The following is a 16721-nucleotide window of genomic DNA, read 5'->3' as shown; positions in this document are numbered from 1 at the left end:
CGCCCGCCCTGGCCGGGGGGCCCCGGCGGGGCGCCGTGGCCCCCCCCCCCCCCCCCCATCCGTATTCCCCCGCCCCCGCCCCCCCCCCCCCCCCCGCCCCCCCCCCCCCCCCCCCCCCCACGGCTCCGTCTTTTCGTGCGGGCAGCAAAGAATAGGCCGCGCCTATTTATTCTCTTTGTATACGGCTCGATTGTTAATGCTGTGCGCTCGCGATGTTTACGGCGTGTTGCGAAGCCCTCACCTTTTCCCGGGCCCGGCCGGGGTCGGGGCCGTGCCCGGGGCGGCGCAGCCGGTGCACCGCCATCGTGCGCTCCGCGTGCAGGGTGGTGAGCGCCCGCGCGCGTTCGCCGTCGCCGCGCGCCACCGCGTCCACGATCGCGCCGTGCTCCGCCCAGGACTCCACCGGGTGGCTGGGCTGCTCGACCACGTACATCCAGGCGATCTTGTGGCGGAGCTGGGTGAGCAGCGAGGTGAGCGCGGGGCTTCCCGACGCCTGGGCGAGCGTCTCGTGGAACCAGGCGCCCAGCGAGCGCAGATCCTCGCCCTGGCCCCTGCGGGCCCGTTCCTGGCCCAGTCTGACCAGGCCGCGCAGGACCTTGAGGTGGGCTTCCGTACGGCGCTGGGCCGCGCGCGCCGCGCCCAGCGGCTCCAGCAGCAGCCGTACCTCCAGCAGGTCGGCGGCCTCCTGCTCCGTGGGCTCGGCGACACAGGCGCCGGCATGGCGGCGCGTGGTCACGAAGCCCTCCGACTCCAGTGTGCGCAGGGCTTCGCGTACGGGGACGCGGGAGACGCCGTAGCGCCGCGCGAGCTGCTCCTCGGTGAGCCGGCTGCCCCGCTCGAACAGTCCGGAGACGATGTCGTCGCGAATGGCCGTGCATACCGAGTGCGCGGGAATGCGCATGTCCGAACCTCCGCCTTAATCCGCGCGAAACGCTGCCGATTGACGCCTGTTCCGTGACTCTATTGCAATCAACGCGAATTTCCGATGGGTGCCCGGAATCCATGGATATCTTTTGGCCAGCGCGGGAGCACGGCGAAGGCCCCGGCGCGGAGCCGGGGCCTTCGTGGGAAGCGGTGCGCGGGTGGGGCGGGAGGTGTCAGACCGTCACGCCGTGCGCGCGGAGGTACGCGACCGGATCCATGTCGGAGCCGTAGTCGGCGCTCGTCCTGGCCTCGAAGTGGAGGTGCGGCCCGGTGACGTTGCCGGTGGCGCCCGAGAGGCCGATCTGCTGGCCCGGGGTGACGCTCTGGCCGACCGAGACGCCGATCGAGGAGAGGTGGCCGTACTGGGTGTAGGTGCCGTCCGCCATCCTGAGGACGATGTTGTTGCCGTACGAGCCGCCCCAGCCGGCCTCGACGACGGTGCCCGTGCCGACGGCCACGACCGAGGTGCCGGACGCGGCGCGGAAGTCGACGCCCGAGTGGCTGCCGGAGGACCAGAGGGAGCCGCCGGACTGGTAGCCGGTGGTGACGTACGAGCCGGCGACGGGAAGCCGGAAGGTGCCCAGCCGCTTGCGCTCCTCGGCGCGCGCGGCGCGCACCCGCTCCTCGCGCAGCTCCTTCGCGCGGGCCTCAGCCTTGCGCTCGGCCTCGGCCTTCGCCGCGGCGCGCGCCGTGGCCTCGGCCTTCAGCCGTTCGACCTTCTCGGCGGCGTGGCGCTGGGCCTCCGCCTGGTCGTCGACCGCGCCGGCGACGGCGTCGCCGATGGCGATGACCTGGGTGAGTCCGGTGTGCGTGGCGGCCTCGGTGGAGCTGTCGGCGGCGAGCGCCGGGGAGGCGAGGGAGCCGATGACGCCGGTCGCGGTCAGCGTCGCGAACCCGGCGGCGCTCGCGCCCTTGCAGGTGATGCGGTTCGGGGCGCGGTGCTTCCCGGTGGCACGGGTGAACGCCATGGAGTGGCTGGTCCTTTCCTTCCCTCTCGCCTACCGGGTTAGCTGACGGGTTCGGAGCAGGAAGGTCTCCTACGGACCCCTCCGCGCGGTGTGCCCGCGAAGGCCGTCCGATTCACCCCAGGGACGTGGGTCCCCGGCTCCCCAGGCTCGCGCCTGACGGGGACTCGGCGATGGCTGCCCGATGCCACTGATGCGGCGCAACGGCGAACAGCCGGACCGACGCTAAGCGGCTCGTCTTTCAATAACCAAACAGACAAGGTTTTTTGTAGCGCACACCACAGGGCAGACGGGCATCCTCTCCACCAAAGGGGACATAAAGCAGAACCCCGGCGACCGTGGTCGCCGGGGTTCCACGGAAAGACGAATCAGCCTGTGACAACCGTCACTTCACCGATTCCGAGAGCCTCGACCGGCTCCTTGATCTGCGCCGCGTCCCCGACCAGAACGGTGACGAGCCGGTCCACGGGGAAGGCGTTGACGGCGGCGGCCGTCGCCTCGACGGTGCCCGTCTCGACCAGCCGCGCGTAGAGCCGCGCCTGGAAGTCGTCCGGGAGGTGCTGCTCGACCTGGTCGGCCAGCGTGGCCGCGACGGAGGCGGCCGTCTCGTACTTCAGCGGCGCGACCCCCACCAGGTTCTGCACGGCCACGTCGCGCTCGGCGTCCGTGAGCCCTTCGGCGGCGAGGGTGCGCAGCACCGTCCAGAGGTCGTCGAGCGCCGGTCCGGTGGACGCGGTGTCCACGGAGCCGCTGATGGCGAGCATCGCGGCGCCCGTCCCCCCGTCCGGCGAGGACGGCGCCGAGGAGCGCAGCACCTGGCCGAAGGCGCGTACGCCGTAGGTGTAGCCCTTCTCCTCGCGCAGGACGCGGTCGAGCCGGGAGGTGAGCGTGCCGCCCAGGCAGTACGTGCCCAGCACCTGCGCGGGCCAGACGCGGTCGTGCCGGTCGGCGCCGATCCGGCCGATCAGAAGCTGGGTCTGGACGGCGCCGGGGCGGTCCACGATGACGACCCGGCCGGTGTCGTCGGCCGTGATGGCCGGTGCGGTCCTGGACGCGGCCGTGTCGCCCGTCCAGGCGCCGAGGGTGTCCGCGAGGATCGCGTCCAGGTCGACGCCCGCCAGGTCGCCGACGATCACCGCGGTGGCCGTGGCGGGGCGTACGTGCGCCTCGTAGAAGGCGCGGACGCCCGCGGCGTCGATGCGCTCCACGGTCTCCTCGGTGCCCTGGCGCGGTCGTGACATGCGCAGGGAGGCCGGGAACAGCTCCTTGGAGAGCTGCTTGGCGGCGCGGCGGCCCGGGTTGGCGGTCTCGTGCGGGATCTCGTCGAGCCGGTTCCGTACGAGCCGCTCGATCTCGCTGTCCGCGAAGGCGGGGGCGCGCAGCGCCTCGGCGAGCAGGCCGAGCGCCTTGAGCAGCCGGGAGACGGGGACCTCCAGGGAGACCCGCAGGCCCGGGTGGTCCGCGTGCGCGTCGAGGGTGGCGCCGCAGCGCTCCAGCTCGGCGGCGAACTCCTCGGCGCTGTGCTTGTCGGTGCCCTCCGAGAGCGCCCGCGCCATGATCGTGGCGATGCCGTCGAGCCCCTCGGGCTCGGCGTCCAGCGGGGCGTCGAGATTGATCTCGACGGCGACCACCTGCTGGCCGGGTCGGTCGCAGCGCAGCACCGTCAGGCCGTTGCCGAGCGTGGAGCGCTCGGGGGCGGGGAAGGCCCAGGGCCTGGCCTCGCCGGCGGTCGGCTGCGGGTGGAACTCCATGGTCACGGCAGCGTCGGTCACTGGTCCGCCCCCTCGTGCTCGTCGGTCTCGTCGGCGTCCGCCGCGTCTTCGGGGGCGATCGGCTCGTACACCAGCACCGCCCGGTTGTCGGGGCGCAGCCGCGCCGCGGCGACGGCCCTGACCTCGTCCGCGGTGATGTCCAGGACGCGGTCGACGGCGGTCAGCGCGAGCTGCGGGTCGCCGAACAGGACGGCGAACCGGCACAGTTCGTCGGCGCGGCCGGCGACCGTGCCGAGCCGGTCCAGCCATTCACGTTCGAGCTGGGCCTGGGCCCGCTCCATCTCCTCGGTGGTGGGGCCCTCGGCGGCGAACCTGGCCAGCTCCTCGTCGACGGCCGTCTCGATCGCCGGGACCTCGACCCCGCCGGACGTCTTCACGTCCAGCCAGCCGAGCGAGGGGGCGCCCGCGAGCCGCAGCAGCCCGAAGCCGGCGGCGACCGCGGTGCGGTCGCGCCGTACCAGCCGGTTGTGGAGGCGGGAGGACTCGCCGCCGCCGAGGACGGTGAGCGCCAGGTCGGCGGCGTCGCACTCGCGGGTGCCGTCGTGCGGCAGCCGGTAGGCGGCCATCAGCGCGCGGGCCGGGACCTCCTCGTGCACCTCCTCGCGGAGCTGCTCGCCGATGGTGTCGGGGAGGGTGCCGTCGCGCGGCGGCTGCTTGCCGTCGTGCGAGGGGATGGAGCCGAAGTACTTCTCGATCCAGGCGAGGGTGCGCTCGGGGTCGATGTCGCCGACGACGGAGAGCACCGCGTTGTTCGGCGCGTAGTTCGTACGGAAGAACGCGCGGGCGTCCTCCAGGGTGGCGGCGTCCAGGTCGGCCATGGAGCCGATCGGCGTGTGGTGGTACGGGTGGCCCTCGGGGTACGAGAGCGCGGTCAGTCGTTCGAAGGCCGTACCGTATGGCACATTGTCGTACCGCTGGCGGCGCTCGTTCTTGACGACGTCCCGCTGGTTCTCCATGGACTCCTCGTCGAGCGCGGCGAGCAAGGAGCCCATCCGGTCGGCTTCCAGCCAGAGCGCCAGTTCGAGCTGGTGGGTGGGCATGGTCTCGAAATAGTTGGTGCGTTCGAAACTGGTGGTGCCGTTGAGGGAGCCGCCGGCCCCCTGCACCAGCTCGAAGTGGCCGTTCCCCGACACCTGCGCCGAGCCCTGGAACATCAGGTGCTCGAAAAGGTGGGCAAGGCCGGTACGGCCCTTGACTTCGTGGCGCGAGCCGACGTCGTACCAGAGGCAGACCGCGGCGACCGGGGTCAGGTGGTCCTCGGAGAGCACCACGCGGAGGCCGTTGGCCAGGCGGTGCTCAGTCGCTGTCAGGCCGCCGGAACCGGCCTGCGCTGTGGCCGTGTGACCCATGGGCATGTACGTCCCTTCGATCGCGATATGGAGAAGTCCTGCCACTGTATGCAAGCGTGCCGACACCTGGCGAAGTTCCCGTAACAGGTCCGGGATCTGGCACCCTTCCGACACGCGCCCCTTCCCGTCCCAACGACGGGTCGAGGTCGGCGTTGTCAGTGGCGCGGTCCACAATGGTCCGCGTCAGTTCCAGAAGTTGCCGTACAGAACTTGTGAAGGAGCCGCAGCCGCGATGGCCCGCCGCAGCACCAAGACCCCGCCGCCGGAGGACTTCGAGGAGAAGATCCTCGACATCGACGTGGTCGATGAAATGCAGGGCTCCTTCCTTGAGTACGCGTACTCGGTGATCTACTCCCGGGCCCTGCCCGACGCCCGGGACGGCATGAAGCCGGTGCACCGCCGCATCGTGTACCAGATGAACGAGATGGGCCTGCGCCCCGACCGCGGTTACGTGAAGTGCGCCCGCGTCGTCGGCGAGGTGATGGGAAAGCTCCACCCGCACGGGGACGCGTCGATCTACGACGCCATGGTCCGCATGGCGCAGCCGTTCTCGATGCGGCTGCCGCTGGTGGACGGCCACGGCAACTTCGGCTCCCTCGGGAACGACGACCCGCCGGCCGCCATGCGGTACACCGAGGCCCGGATGGCCGACGCGACGTCGCTCATGACGGAGTCCATCGACGAGGACACCGTCGATTTCGAGCCGAACTACGACGGCCAGGAGCGCGAACCGGTCACACTTCCGGCCGCGTATCCCAATCTGCTCGTCAACGGGGCCACCGGCATCGCGGTCGGCATGGCGACGAACATGCCGCCGCACAACCTGGGCGAGGTCGTGGCGGCAGCCCGCCACCTCATCAAGCACCCGGCCGCCGACCTGGAGACGCTGATGCGTTTCGTACCGGGTCCCGACCTGCCGACCGGCGGCCGGATCGTCGGTCTCACGGGCATCAAGGACGCGTACGAGAAGGGCCGGGGCACCTTCAAGATCCGGTCGACGGCGACGGTGGAGGACGTCACCCCGCGCCGCAAGGGCATCGTCGTCACGGAACTGCCCTTCACGGTCGGCCCCGAGAAGGTCATCGCGAAGATCAAGGACCTCGTCTCCGCGAAGAAGCTCCAGGGCATCGCGGACGTCAAGGACCTCACGGACCGCTCGCACGGCCTGCGCCTGGTCATCGAGGTCAAGAACGGCTTCGTGCCGGAGGCGGTGCTGGAGCAGCTCTACAAGCTGACGCCGCTGGAGGAGTCCTTCGGCATCAACAACGTGGCGCTGGTGGACGGCCAGCCGCTGACGCTGGGCTTCAAGGAGCTGCTGGAGGTCTATCTGGACCACCGGTTCACGGTGGTACGCCGCCGCAGCGAGTTCCGCAGGACGAAGCGGCGCGACCGGCTGCATCTGGTCGAGGGGCTGCTCGTCGCGCTCATCGACATCGACGAGGTCATCCGGCTGATCCGGTCGAGCGACAACTCGGCGCAGGCCAAGGAGCGGCTGATCGAGCACTTCTCGCTCAGCGACATCCAGACGCAGTACATCCTGGACACGCCGCTGCGCCGGCTCACCCGGTTCGACCGGATCGAGCTGGAGAGTGAGCGCGACCGCCTCAACGGCGAGATCGACGAGCTGACCGGCATCCTGGATTCCGACAGCGAGCTGCGCAAGCTCGTCTCGACGGAACTGGCCGCGGTGGCCAAGAAGTTCGGCACCCCACGCCGTACGGTCCTGCTGGAGTCGGGCGCCGCCGCGGTGGCCTCGGTGCCGCTGGAGGTCGCGGACGACCCGTGCCGGGTGCTGCTCTCCTCCACTGGACTGCTGGCCCGTACGGCCAACGGCGAGCCGCTGGACGCGGGCGAGGGCCGACGCGTCAAGCACGACGTGATCGTCTCGGCCGTCCCGGCGACCGCGCGCGGCGACATCGGCGCGGTGACGTCCACGGGACGGCTGCTGCGGATCGCCGTGATCGACCTGCCACGGCTCCCGGACACGGCCGCGACACCGAACCTGTCGGGCGGGGCGCCGGTCGCGGAGTTCCTGGCGCTGGACGACGGCGAGGACCTCGTCTGTCTGACGACGCTGGACGAGTCGTCCCCCGGGCTCGCGCTCGGCACACTCCAGGGCGTCGTCAAACGGGTCGTCCCCGACTACCCCTCCAACAAGGACGAGTTGGAGGTCATCTCCCTCAAGGACGGCGACCGGGTCGTCGGCGGCGCCGAGCTGCGGACGGGCGAGGAGGACCTCGTCTTCATCACCTCGGACGCCCAGCTCCTGCGCTATCCGGCGGGACAGGTACGGCCGCAGGGCCGGGCCGCGGGCGGCATGGCGGGCGTCAAGCTGGCCGACGACGCCACGGTGATCTCGTTCACCGCGGTCGACCCGGCGGCGGACGCGGTGGTGTTCACGGTCACCGGGTCGCACGGCACGCTGGACGACTCCGTACGTACGGCGAAGCTCACGCCGTTCGACCAGTACCCGCGCAAGGGCAGGGCGACGGGCGGGGTGCGCTGTCACCGCTTCCTGAAGGGCGAGGACATGCTGGCCCTGGCCTGGGCGGGGGCGAGCCCGGCGCACGCGGCGCAGAAGAACGGCACACCGGTCGAACTGCCGGCCCCCGACCCGCGCAGGGACGGTTCGGGTACACCGTTCACGGCGGTGGTCGACGTGCTGGCCGGGCCCGCGCACTGACGGCGGACGTGCCTCAGCGGGTGCCCTCGGGGGCCGGGTCTTCGGACCCGGCCCCCGAGGGGTTTCCGAGGTCCGGGACGTCTCCGCTGTCCGAGGGCTCTCAGCGTTCCGAGAGGTCCCCGGGGTCGGAAGGATCTGCGGGGTCGGAAGGGGCCCCGGGGTCGGAAGGGTCCCCGGGCTCCGACAGGTCCGGTACGTAGCGCAGGACGCCCCACATGTCCCGCTGATCGGCCGTGGCCTCGGGTCCCTCCCCCGCGCCCGCCCGCCCGCGCGCCTCCGCCTCGGTCTCCTGGCACGCCTCCAGCTCCTTCAGCAGCGCGTCCGGGTCGATGCCCGAGCCGATCAGGACGAGCTGGGTGAGCCGCTCCGTACCCCGGGCCCAGGGCTCCGGGCGGAAACGCAGGAAGCGGCCGACCGCGTGCACCCCGTACCGGTGGTCCGGGTCGCCCGCGCCGAAGTCCACGAAGCCCTTGATCCGGTAGAGCCCCGCGGGCCGGGAGTCCAGGAACGCCATCAGCCGGCGCGGACGCATCGGGGCGGACGCGGTGAACGACACGCTCTCGTACGCCGTGTGGAGATGCCCCTCGTGACCGGCGCCGTGACCGGCACCGTGGCCCGCGCCCTCGCCGTCATGCGCGTCCTCGCCGTCATGCGCGTCCTCGTCCTCGTGCAGGTCCTCGAAGGAGAGCTGGCGTACCTTCTCCTCCTCCGCGGGCCGGACGGCGGGGTCGAAGAGCAGCTCCGGGTCGACCCGTCCGTACGACGCGGAGACCACCGGCGTCCCAGGGCCGAGCGTCTCCAGGAGGTCGAGGATCCGTGCGTGATCCGCCTCCGCCACCCGGTCGGTCTTGTTCAGGACCACCAGATCGGCGAGTGCGAGATGGCGGTCGATCTCCGGATGGCGCGCCCGGGTCGCGTCGAACTCGGCGGCGTCCACCACCTCGACCAGCCCCCCGTACACCGTGTGCGGATTGTCCCCGGCGAGGATCATCCGGACGAGTTCCTCCGGCTCGGCCAGGCCGCTGGCCTCGATGACGATCAGGTCGATACGGGCCGACGGGCGGGTCAGCCGCTCCAGGTAGCCGTCCAGCTCGCTCGCGTCGACGGCGCAGCACAGACAGCCGTTGCCGAGCGAGACCGTCGAACCGACCTGCCCCGCGACTGTCATGGCGTCGATCTCGATCGCCCCGAAGTCGTTGACGACCACCGCGATCCTGTTGCCGGCGCGGCGCCGCAGCAGATGGTTGAGCAGGGTCGTCTTCCCTGATCCCAGAAAGCCCGTGAGAACGACCACCGGGATCTGCTTCCTGCTCACGCCTCGCGCCTCCGTGCTGCGTCGTCCGGGCCCGCGCACCCGCGCCGGGCCCCGGGCGGACGATCTTGAGTCCGCCGCCCGGCTCCAGGATATGGGCGCGCCGACCCGGCCCCGCCAGGTATCGGGGCGGCCGTCCGGCGAGGATCCACCGCGTACCGATTCCGCCGAAATTTCGGAAAGCGCGGCGCGCCCTCTACCGTTCGTGTACATGAGTGCCGGACCGAGCACCGCGGGCGGACGACGAAGATTCGGCTGGCCGCGCCGGGTCTTCTCCCAGGTGCTGCTGATGCAGCTCGCCATCGCCGCGGGCGTCACCGTGCTGGCCACCGGCCTCTTCCTGGCCCCCTTCAGCGCCGAGCTGGACGACCAGGCGATGCGCCGTGCGCTCGCGATCGCCGAGACCACCGCCTCCGTACCCGTCGCCGAGGACCTGCTGGCCACCCGGCCGACGGTCGAAGGCCCCGTACAGGCCGAGGCCGAACGGATCAGGCGGGCAACCGGCGCCGAGTACGTCGTGGTCATGGACAAGCGCGGGGTGCGCTGGTCCCACACAGACGTCGACGAGATCGGCAGGGTCGTCTCCACCGACCCCAGCGACGCCCTCGCGGGCAAGGACGTCATGGAGCTGGACAACGGCACGCTCGGCCGCTCCGCCCGGGGCAAGGTGCCGCTGCGCGACAGCCACGGCACGATCGTCGGCGCCGTCTCGGTCGGGATCGCGTACGACAGCGTCCGCGACCGGCTCCTCGCCGCGATCCCCGGGCTCCTCGCGTACGCGGGCGGCGCCCTGGCGGCCGGGGCGCTCGCCGCGTATCTGATCTCCAGGCGTCTCCAGCGTCGGACCCACGACCTGGCGTTCTCCGACATCTCGGCCCTGCTCACCGAGCGTGAGGCCATGCTGCACAGCCTGCGCGAGGGCGTCGTCGCGCTGGACGGTTCCGGCCGGATCCGGCTGATGAACGACGAGGCGCAGCGGCTGCTGGGGCTCGGTCCCGACGCGACGGGCCGCCCGCTCGGCGAGGTGCTGGGCGACGGCCGTACCACCGAGGTGCTGACCGGGCGGGTACGGGGCGAGGACCTGCTCACCGTACGGGGCAGCCGCGTCCTGGTCGCCAACCGGATGCCCACCGACGACGGGGGCGCGGTCGTCACCCTGCGCGACCGCACCGAACTGGAGCGGCTCGGCCGGGAGCTGGACGCCACCCGCGGGCTGATCGACGCCCTGCGCGCCCAGGACCACGAGCACGCGAACCGGATGCACACGCTGCTGGGGCTGCTGGAGCTGGAGCTGCACGAGGAGGCGGTGGAGTTCGTCACCGAGGTGGTCGGGGTGCACCGGGCCACCGCCGAGCAGATCACCGAGCGGATCCACGACCCGCTCCCGGCGGCCCTGCTGGTCGGCAAGGCGACGGTCGCCGCCGAGCGTGGCGTGTCCCTGCGGCTGGCGCCCGCCACCCTGCTGCCCGACCGGCTGGTGGACCCGCAGGGCCTGGTCACGATCGTGGGCAACCTCGTCGACAACGCGCTGGACGCGGCGGTCGGCTCCCCGGAGCCGCGTATCGAGGTGGAGCTGCGCGCCGAGGGCCGTACCGTCGTGGCGGTGGTCTCCGACAGCGGTCCCGGGATCCCGGAGGAGCGGCGCGAGCTGGTCTTCACGGAGGGCTGGTCGACCAAGAAGCCGCCGGCGCACGGCAGGCGCGGGCTCGGCCTCGCCCTGGTCCGCAGGCTCGCGGAGCGGCAGGGCGGCAGCGCGCGGGTGGGCTCGGCGGTGGGCGGCGGCGCGCGGTTCACGGTCGTCCTCCCGGAGGCGCTGACCGAGGCCGGGCAGGAGGGCGCCCCGGGGTCCGAGCGGCCCGAGGGGCCCGTGGGACCCGATCCCTCGGCCGGTACGTCACACGAGCAGGCGACGGCAGGGGAGAAACGATGATCGATGTACTGGTCGTGGACGACGACGTCCGCGTCGCGCGCATCAACACGGCCTATGTGGCCAAGGTGGCCGGCTTCCGTGTCGTCGCCCAGGCCCACTCCGCCGCGGAGGCGCTGACCAGCGTCTCCGAGCACTCCGTCGATCTGATCCTGCTCGACCACTACCTGCCGGACGAGAACGGGCTCGCCGTCGTCCGTGAGCTGCGGCGGCTCGGCCACCAGACCGATGTGATCATGGTGACGGCCGCGCGCGACGTCGCCACCGTCCAGTCGGCGATGCGCCACGGCGCGCTCCAGTACCTGGTCAAACCGTTCAATTTCGCCGGGCTGCGGGCCAAGCTGGAGGCGTACGCGACGCTCCGCCGCACCCTGGAGAGCGGCGGCGAGGCGGAGCAGTCGGAGGTGGACCGGATGTTCGGGGCGCTCTCCGCGGCGAGCGCCCCCTCCCTCCCCAAGGGCCACTCCCCCACCACCGCCGAGCTGATCCGCCAGGTGCTCATGAAGGCCGAGGGGCCGCTCTCGGCCCAGGAGATCGCGGAGCACGCGGGGATGAGCCGGCAGACCGCGCAGCGCTATCTCAAGCTGCTGGAGCAGTCGGGGCGGGTACGGCTGACGCTGCGGTACGGCGAGACGGGGCGCCCGGAGCACCGCTACGCGTGGGCGGCGAGCGCCTGACGTACGGGGGGGCCGGGGCTTCCCCGTACGGGACCGTACCGCCCCCGTACGCCCGCCCCCGTACCGGACAGGGACCCGTGGGCACCGCACAAGGACCCGTGTACCGCACAGGGACCCGTCAGACCGCTCCCGCGCCGGTCAGCGACCTGACCTCGGTCTCCGCGTGGCGGGCCGCGTCCGGCGGCTCGGTGGAGGTGACCGTACCGATCCACCCGGCGAGGAAGCCCAGCGGGATCGAGACCAGCCCCGGGTTCTCCAGCGGGAAGACATGGAAGTCGACCCCGGGGAGGACGGCCGCGGGGCTCCCCGACACCACCGGCGAGAGCGCCACCAGCAGGAGCGCCGGGATCAGCCCGCCGTAGACGGACCAGACGGCGCCGCGCGTGGTGAAGTTCCGCCAGAACAGCGAGTAGAGCAGCACCGGCAGATTGGCCGAGGCGGCGACGGCGAAGGCGAGCCCCACCAGGAAGGCGACGTTCAGCTCCTGTGCGAGCAGGCTGAGCGCGATGGCGACGGCGCCGATACCGGCCGCGGCGATCCGCGCCACCGCGACCTCGCCGCGTGGCGTGGAGCCGGGGCGCCGGCGCCGCAGCGAGGCGTACAGGTCGTGGGCGACGGAGGCCGAGGAGGCGAGGGTGATGCCCGCGACGACGGCGAGGATGGTGGCGAAGGCGATGGCGGCGACCACGGCGAACAGGATCGTTCCTCCGGTCGAACCGGCGCCGCCGCCGAGTTCGAGCGCGAGCAGCGGTACCGCGGTGTTCCCGGCGGCGTTGGAGCTACGGACGGCGTCCGAGCCGATGAGGGCCGCCGCGCCGAAGCCGAGCACGATCGTCATCAGGTAGAAGCCGCCGATGAGTCCGATGGACCAGACGACCGAGCGGCGGGCGGCGCGCGCTGTCGGCACGGTGTAGAAGCGCGACAGGATGTGCGGCAGCCCGGCCGTGCCGAGGACGAGGGCGAGCCCCAGGCTGATGAAGTCGAGGCGCGCGGTCCAGTCGCCGCCGTACTTCAGCCCGGGGACGAGGAAGCCGCCGCCGTGGCCGCTGTGGGCGGCGGCGGTGTTCAGAAGCGCGTTGACGTCGCCGTGGAAGCGGACCAGGACGAGTACGGTCAGCGCGACGGCACCGGCCATCAGCAGGACCGCCTTGACGATCTGGATCCAGGTCGTGGCGCGCATCCCGCCGAGCGAGACGTAGACGACCATCAGCGCGCCCACACCGATCACGGTCCAGGTGCGCGCGGCGCCGCTCGTCCCGCCGAGGAGCAGCGCGACCAGGCTCCCCGCGCCGACCATCTGCGCGACGAGGTAGAGCACGGAGACGGTGACGGAGGAGGTGCCCGCGGCGATCCGGACGGGCCGTTCGGCCATCCGGGAGGCGACGACGTCGGCGAGGGTGAACCGGCCGCAGTTACGGACGAGTTCGGCGACCAGGAAGAGGACGACCAGCCAGGCGACGAGGAAACCGACCGAGTAGAGCATGCCGTCGTAGCCGAAGAGGGCTATCAGACCGGAGATGCCGAGGAAGGAGGCGGCGGACATGTAGTCGCCGGCTATGGCGAAGCCGTTCTCCATGGGCGAGAAGAGCCGGCCGCCGGCGTAGAACTCCTCGGCGGTGCCATGGCGGTGGCGGCTCACCCAGGTGGTGATGGCGAGGGTGACCGCGACGAACGCGCTGAACAGCACCAGGGCCAGGGGCTGGTGGTCGCCGCTCATCGCCCGTCCCTCTCGCTCGTCCGGGCCGTCCCGGATGCCTCGGACGCCCCGGATGGACCGGATGTCCCGGACGGACCGGATGCCCCGGACGCCTCGCCGCGCTCGGCCTTCCCCGCGCGCTCGTGGTCGAAGACGGCCCAGCGCAGTTCGAGCGCCGCGCGGTCCCGGTGCAGCCGGGCGTGCCGGGCGTACGCCCAGGTCAGCAGGAAGGTGGAGAGGAACTGTCCGAGACCCGCGGCCATCGCCACGTTCACCGCGCCCACCACCGGCCGGGCCATCAGCCCCGGCGCGGCGGTCGCGGCGACGACGTACGCGACGTACCAGACGAAGAAGGCGAGCGAGGCGGGGACGACGAACCTCCGGTACCTGCCGCGTACTTCCTGGAAGGCGGCGCTGCGCTGGACCTCCCGGTAGATGTCGGCGGCGGGCCGGCCCCCTCCGGCCGCGTCCCCCCGGCCGGGGCGTAGCCCTGACCCGGGAGCCGTGCCCGCCCCCGTACCGTCCGGGTCGCCCCAGTCCGAGGCCAGCGCGTCGTACCACGGGTCGTCGAGCCGCACCGCTGCGGCGTCGCGCCCTTCCTGCTTCTCCACCGGTCAACTCTCCTTGTCAGCGAACCGTTTCGGCGCGCGTAGCAAGGATGGTCGGAGCAGGGGGGCCGGCTGCCGGTCTCTCCCCGACTTCACCCCATCAGGTGATGTCTGTCCCGGGTGGTGGGATGAATCCGCGCTGACAGGCGTATCACACGGCCCGGGCGCGGGTCGCGCACCCGGCTCGGGGTGGATCACGGGTACAGGAACGGCCTCCACCCGTGGGTGGAGGCCGTGTCCCGCGCCGTGCCCCGCGACCTGCCCGGGGCGGCGGTGGTCAGGCCGTCTCCCGTGCCGTGCCCCGCGACCGGCCCGGGCCGGTGGTGGTCAGGCGTCGATGCGCGAGCGGTCCAGGGTCGCCGCGGAGCTGGTGATGAACTCCTTGCGGGGCGCCACCTCATTGCCCATCAGCAGATCGAAGATCTGCTCGGACGACTCCAGGTCGCCGATGTTGATGCGCCGCAGGGTGCGGTGGCGCGGGTCCATCGTCGTCTCCGCGAGCTGGTCGGCGTCCATCTCTCCGAGGCCCTTGTAGCGCTGGATGGAATCCTTGAACCGGATGTTCTTGCGCTGGTACTCCAGCAGCGTCTGGCGCAGCTCGTTGTCCGAGTACGTGTACACGTACTTGTCCTGGCCCTTCTTGGGCTGGACCAGCTCGATCCGGTGCAGCGGCGGTACGGCGGCGTAGACGCGGCCCGCCTCCACCATCGGCCGCATGTAGCGCTGGAAGAGCGTGAGCAGCAGGATGCGGATGTGAGCGCCGTCGACATCGGCGTCGACGAGGAGCACGATCTTGCCGTAGCGGGCGGCGTCGATGTCGAAGGTCCGGCCCGAGCCCGCCCCTATGACCTGGATGATCGCTCCGCACTCGGCGTTCTTGAGCATGTCCGTGACGGAGGCCTTCTGGACATTGAGGATCTTGCCGCGGATCGGCAGCAGCGCCTGGAACTCACTGTTTCTGGCGAGCTTCGCCGTACCGAGCGCGGAGTCCCCCTCCACGATGAACAGCTCGCTGCGGTCCACGTCGTCGCTGCGGCAGTCGGCGAGCTTGGCCGGCAGCGAGGAGGACTCCAGCGCGGTCTTCCTGCGCTGCGCGTCCTTGTGCTGGCGGGCCGCGATCCGGGTGCGGGCGGCGGCGACCGCCTTCTCCAGTACGGCGCGGGCCTGCGCCTTCGCGTCGCGCTTCGTCGAGGTCAGGAACTCCTTGAGCTCCTTGGCGATGACGTTGGCAACGATCCGGTTGGCCGCCGAGGTGCCCAGGACCTCCTTGGTCTGGCCCTCGAACTGCGGCTCCGCGAGCCGCACCGTGACCACGGCAGTGAGACCTTCCAGGGCGTCGTCCTTGACGATGTCGTCCTCGGCGACGCGCAGCATCTTGGCCGAGCGCAGCACCTCGTTGACCGTTTTGGTCAGGGAACGCTCGAATCCGCTCACATGGGTGCCGCCCTTGGGGGTGGCGATGATGTTGACGAACGACCTGAGCGTCGTGTCGTACCCGGTGCCCCAGCGCAGCGCCACATCGACGCCCAGCTCGCGGGTGACCTCGGTGGGGGTCATGTGGCCCCGGTCGTCCAGGACCGGCACGGTCTCCTTGAAGGTGCCCTGGCCGGTGAGGCGCAGCACGTCGCAGACGGCCTTGTCCTGCGCCAGGTACTCGCAGAACTCGCTGATGCCGCCGTCGAAGCGGAAGGTGTCCTCGACCGGGCCGCCCCCGCTCTCGCCGAGGCCCCGCTCGTCCCTGACGACGATGGTCAGCCCGGGGACCAGGAAGGCGGTCTGGCGGGCGCGCTGGTGCAGTGTCTCCAGGGAGAGCTTGGCGTCCTTGAGGAAGATCTGCCGGTCGGCCCAGTAGCGCACGCGGGTGCCGAGACGGTTCTTGGGCACCCGCTTCGCCTTGCGCAGCCCGTTCGCGGGGTCGAAGGGGCTGTCGGGGCCCTGCTCGGTGAACATTCCGGGGACACCGCGCCGGAAGCTGATCGCGTGGGTGGTGCCGTTACGGTCCACCTCGACGTCGAGACGGGCGGAGAGGGCGTTGACGACGGAGGCGCCCACGCCGTGCAGACCGCCCGAGGCCGCGTACGAGCCGCCGCCGAACTTGCCGCCCGCGTGCAGCTTGGTCATCACGACCTCGACGCCGGAGAGCCCCGTCTTGGGCTCGACGTCGACGGGGATGCCCCGGCCGTTGTCCTTGACCTCGACCGAGCCGTCCTCGTGGAGGATCACGTCGATGCGGTCGCAGTGTCCGCCCAGGGCCTCGTCGACGGAGTTGTCGATGATTTCCCAGAGGCAGTGCAGGAGGCCGCGGCTGTCGGTCGACCCGATGTACATTCCGGGGCGTTTGCGGACCGCTTCGAGTCCTTCAAGGACGAGCAGGTGCCGCGCGGTGTAGTTGGAGCCGTCACGGTCTGCTGTCAGCAGCGCTGTGGACGGCACGGACGTATCGGCGGTCACGCGGGTTCGCTCCTCGCTGAATTTGAGATGTGGCCCCGTGGGGTAAAGGCCCGGCGTCTGTCACCGGTCAGAGGGTACAGAGGCCTGGTAGAGCCGTTGTCACGCCACCCTCGCGAATTCTTATGCTAGTCCAAGGTCGCATACGTGTTCGATCCTTCGTTGGAGTGAAGCACACATCACGTTCCCTTCCAGGCATGAACCATTTAGGCTCCGGGCACGTCCTCATCAACAACCGGCAAGCCGGCCGGCGCAGGACACACCCCCTGACCACAATCTGCAAGCAACGCGAAACCCGTAGTGCGAAGCCCAACGATGCAATACGGCTCATTCGCCGCCAACCGCCAGCAGCCAGCCACG

General features: G+C 71.4%; 11 protein-coding genes and 1 riboswitch. Of the genes, 3 read left to right on the top strand and 8 right to left on the bottom strand.

Going from position 1 to position 16721, the window contains the following annotated elements:
* Window positions 1–193: 193 nt before the first annotated feature.
* From ACIBJC_RS37100 to ACIBJC_RS37085, 4 genes are all read right to left on the bottom strand, one after another.
* Entirely contained in the window at window positions 194–901 is a 708-nt protein-coding gene (locus ACIBJC_RS37100) for a GntR family transcriptional regulator (RefSeq protein ID WP_399300652.1), read from the bottom strand.
* 196 nt (window positions 902–1097) lie between these two features.
* Window positions 1098–1892, bottom strand: coding sequence for a M23 family metallopeptidase (locus ACIBJC_RS37095; protein WP_399300650.1), 795 nt, complete (start codon window positions 1890–1892; stop codon window positions 1098–1100).
* A 12-nt stretch (window positions 1893–1904) separates the two neighbouring features.
* A riboswitch (cyclic di-AMP (ydaO/yuaA leader) is annotated at window positions 1905–2072 on the bottom strand.
* A gap of 185 nt (window positions 2073–2257) precedes the next feature.
* Complete coding sequence (locus tag ACIBJC_RS37090) at window positions 2258–3640, bottom strand: M16 family metallopeptidase (protein ID WP_399300670.1); 1383 nt, start codon at window positions 3638–3640, stop codon at window positions 2258–2260.
* A 17-nt stretch (window positions 3641–3657) separates the two neighbouring features.
* On the bottom strand, window positions 3658–5016 hold the full coding sequence (locus tag ACIBJC_RS37085; protein ID WP_399300647.1) for a M16 family metallopeptidase: 1359 nt from the start codon (window positions 5014–5016) through the stop codon (window positions 3658–3660).
* A 226-nt stretch (window positions 5017–5242) separates the two neighbouring features.
* On the opposite strand from ACIBJC_RS37085, the gene ACIBJC_RS37080 reads away from it, so the two are divergent.
* Window positions 5243–7693 carry a DNA topoisomerase (ATP-hydrolyzing) subunit A gene (locus ACIBJC_RS37080; protein WP_399300644.1) on the top strand — a complete coding sequence of 817 codons (2451 nt, stop codon included), beginning with the start codon at window positions 5243–5245 and terminating at the stop codon, window positions 7691–7693.
* A gap of 100 nt (window positions 7694–7793) precedes the next feature.
* Here the strand turns inward: ACIBJC_RS37080 and ACIBJC_RS37075 are convergent, their stop codons facing one another.
* Entirely contained in the window at window positions 7794–9008 is a 1215-nt protein-coding gene (locus ACIBJC_RS37075; protein ID WP_399300641.1) for a CobW family GTP-binding protein, read from the bottom strand.
* 208 nt (window positions 9009–9216) lie between these two features.
* Here ACIBJC_RS37075 and ACIBJC_RS37070 point away from each other — a divergent pair, with 208 nt between their 5' ends.
* Together ACIBJC_RS37070 and ACIBJC_RS37065 are read left to right on the top strand one after the other, a co-directional pair.
* Complete coding sequence (locus ACIBJC_RS37070; RefSeq protein ID WP_399300638.1) at window positions 9217–10935, top strand: ATP-binding protein; 1719 nt, start codon at window positions 9217–9219, stop codon at window positions 10933–10935.
* A complete protein-coding gene (locus tag ACIBJC_RS37065) occupies window positions 10932–11609 on the top strand; it encodes a response regulator (RefSeq protein WP_399300635.1) in 678 nt (225 codons plus the stop codon). Before ACIBJC_RS37070 ends, ACIBJC_RS37065 begins: the two co-directional genes overlap by 4 nt.
* Window positions 11610–11727: 118 nt before the next feature.
* On the opposite strand, the gene ACIBJC_RS37060 is transcribed toward ACIBJC_RS37065, so the two are convergent.
* The 3 genes from ACIBJC_RS37060 to ACIBJC_RS37050 all read right to left on the bottom strand — a co-directional run bounded on the left by ACIBJC_RS37060 (window position 11728) and on the right by ACIBJC_RS37050 (window position 16364).
* Entirely contained in the window at window positions 11728–13326 is a 1599-nt protein-coding gene (locus ACIBJC_RS37060) for a cation acetate symporter (RefSeq protein ID WP_399300632.1), read from the bottom strand.
* Window positions 13323–13916 carry a DUF485 domain-containing protein gene (locus tag ACIBJC_RS37055; protein WP_399300629.1) on the bottom strand — a complete coding sequence of 198 codons (594 nt, stop codon included), beginning with the start codon at window positions 13914–13916 and terminating at the stop codon, window positions 13323–13325. The genes ACIBJC_RS37060 and ACIBJC_RS37055 overlap by 4 nt, the downstream gene beginning before the upstream one ends.
* 324 nt (window positions 13917–14240) lie before the next feature.
* Window positions 14241–16364 carry a type IIA DNA topoisomerase subunit B gene (locus ACIBJC_RS37050; RefSeq protein ID WP_399300626.1) on the bottom strand — a complete coding sequence of 708 codons (2124 nt, stop codon included), beginning with the start codon at window positions 16362–16364 and terminating at the stop codon, window positions 14241–14243.
* Between the last annotated feature and the right edge of the window lie 357 nt (window positions 16365–16721).

Source organism: Streptomyces sp. NPDC050509 (assembly GCF_044457965.1).
Taxonomy (GTDB): domain Bacteria; phylum Actinomycetota; class Actinomycetes; order Streptomycetales; family Streptomycetaceae; genus Streptomyces.
Note: the sequence above shows the minus strand (reverse complement) of the source record. Positions and strands in the feature narration are given on the sequence as shown.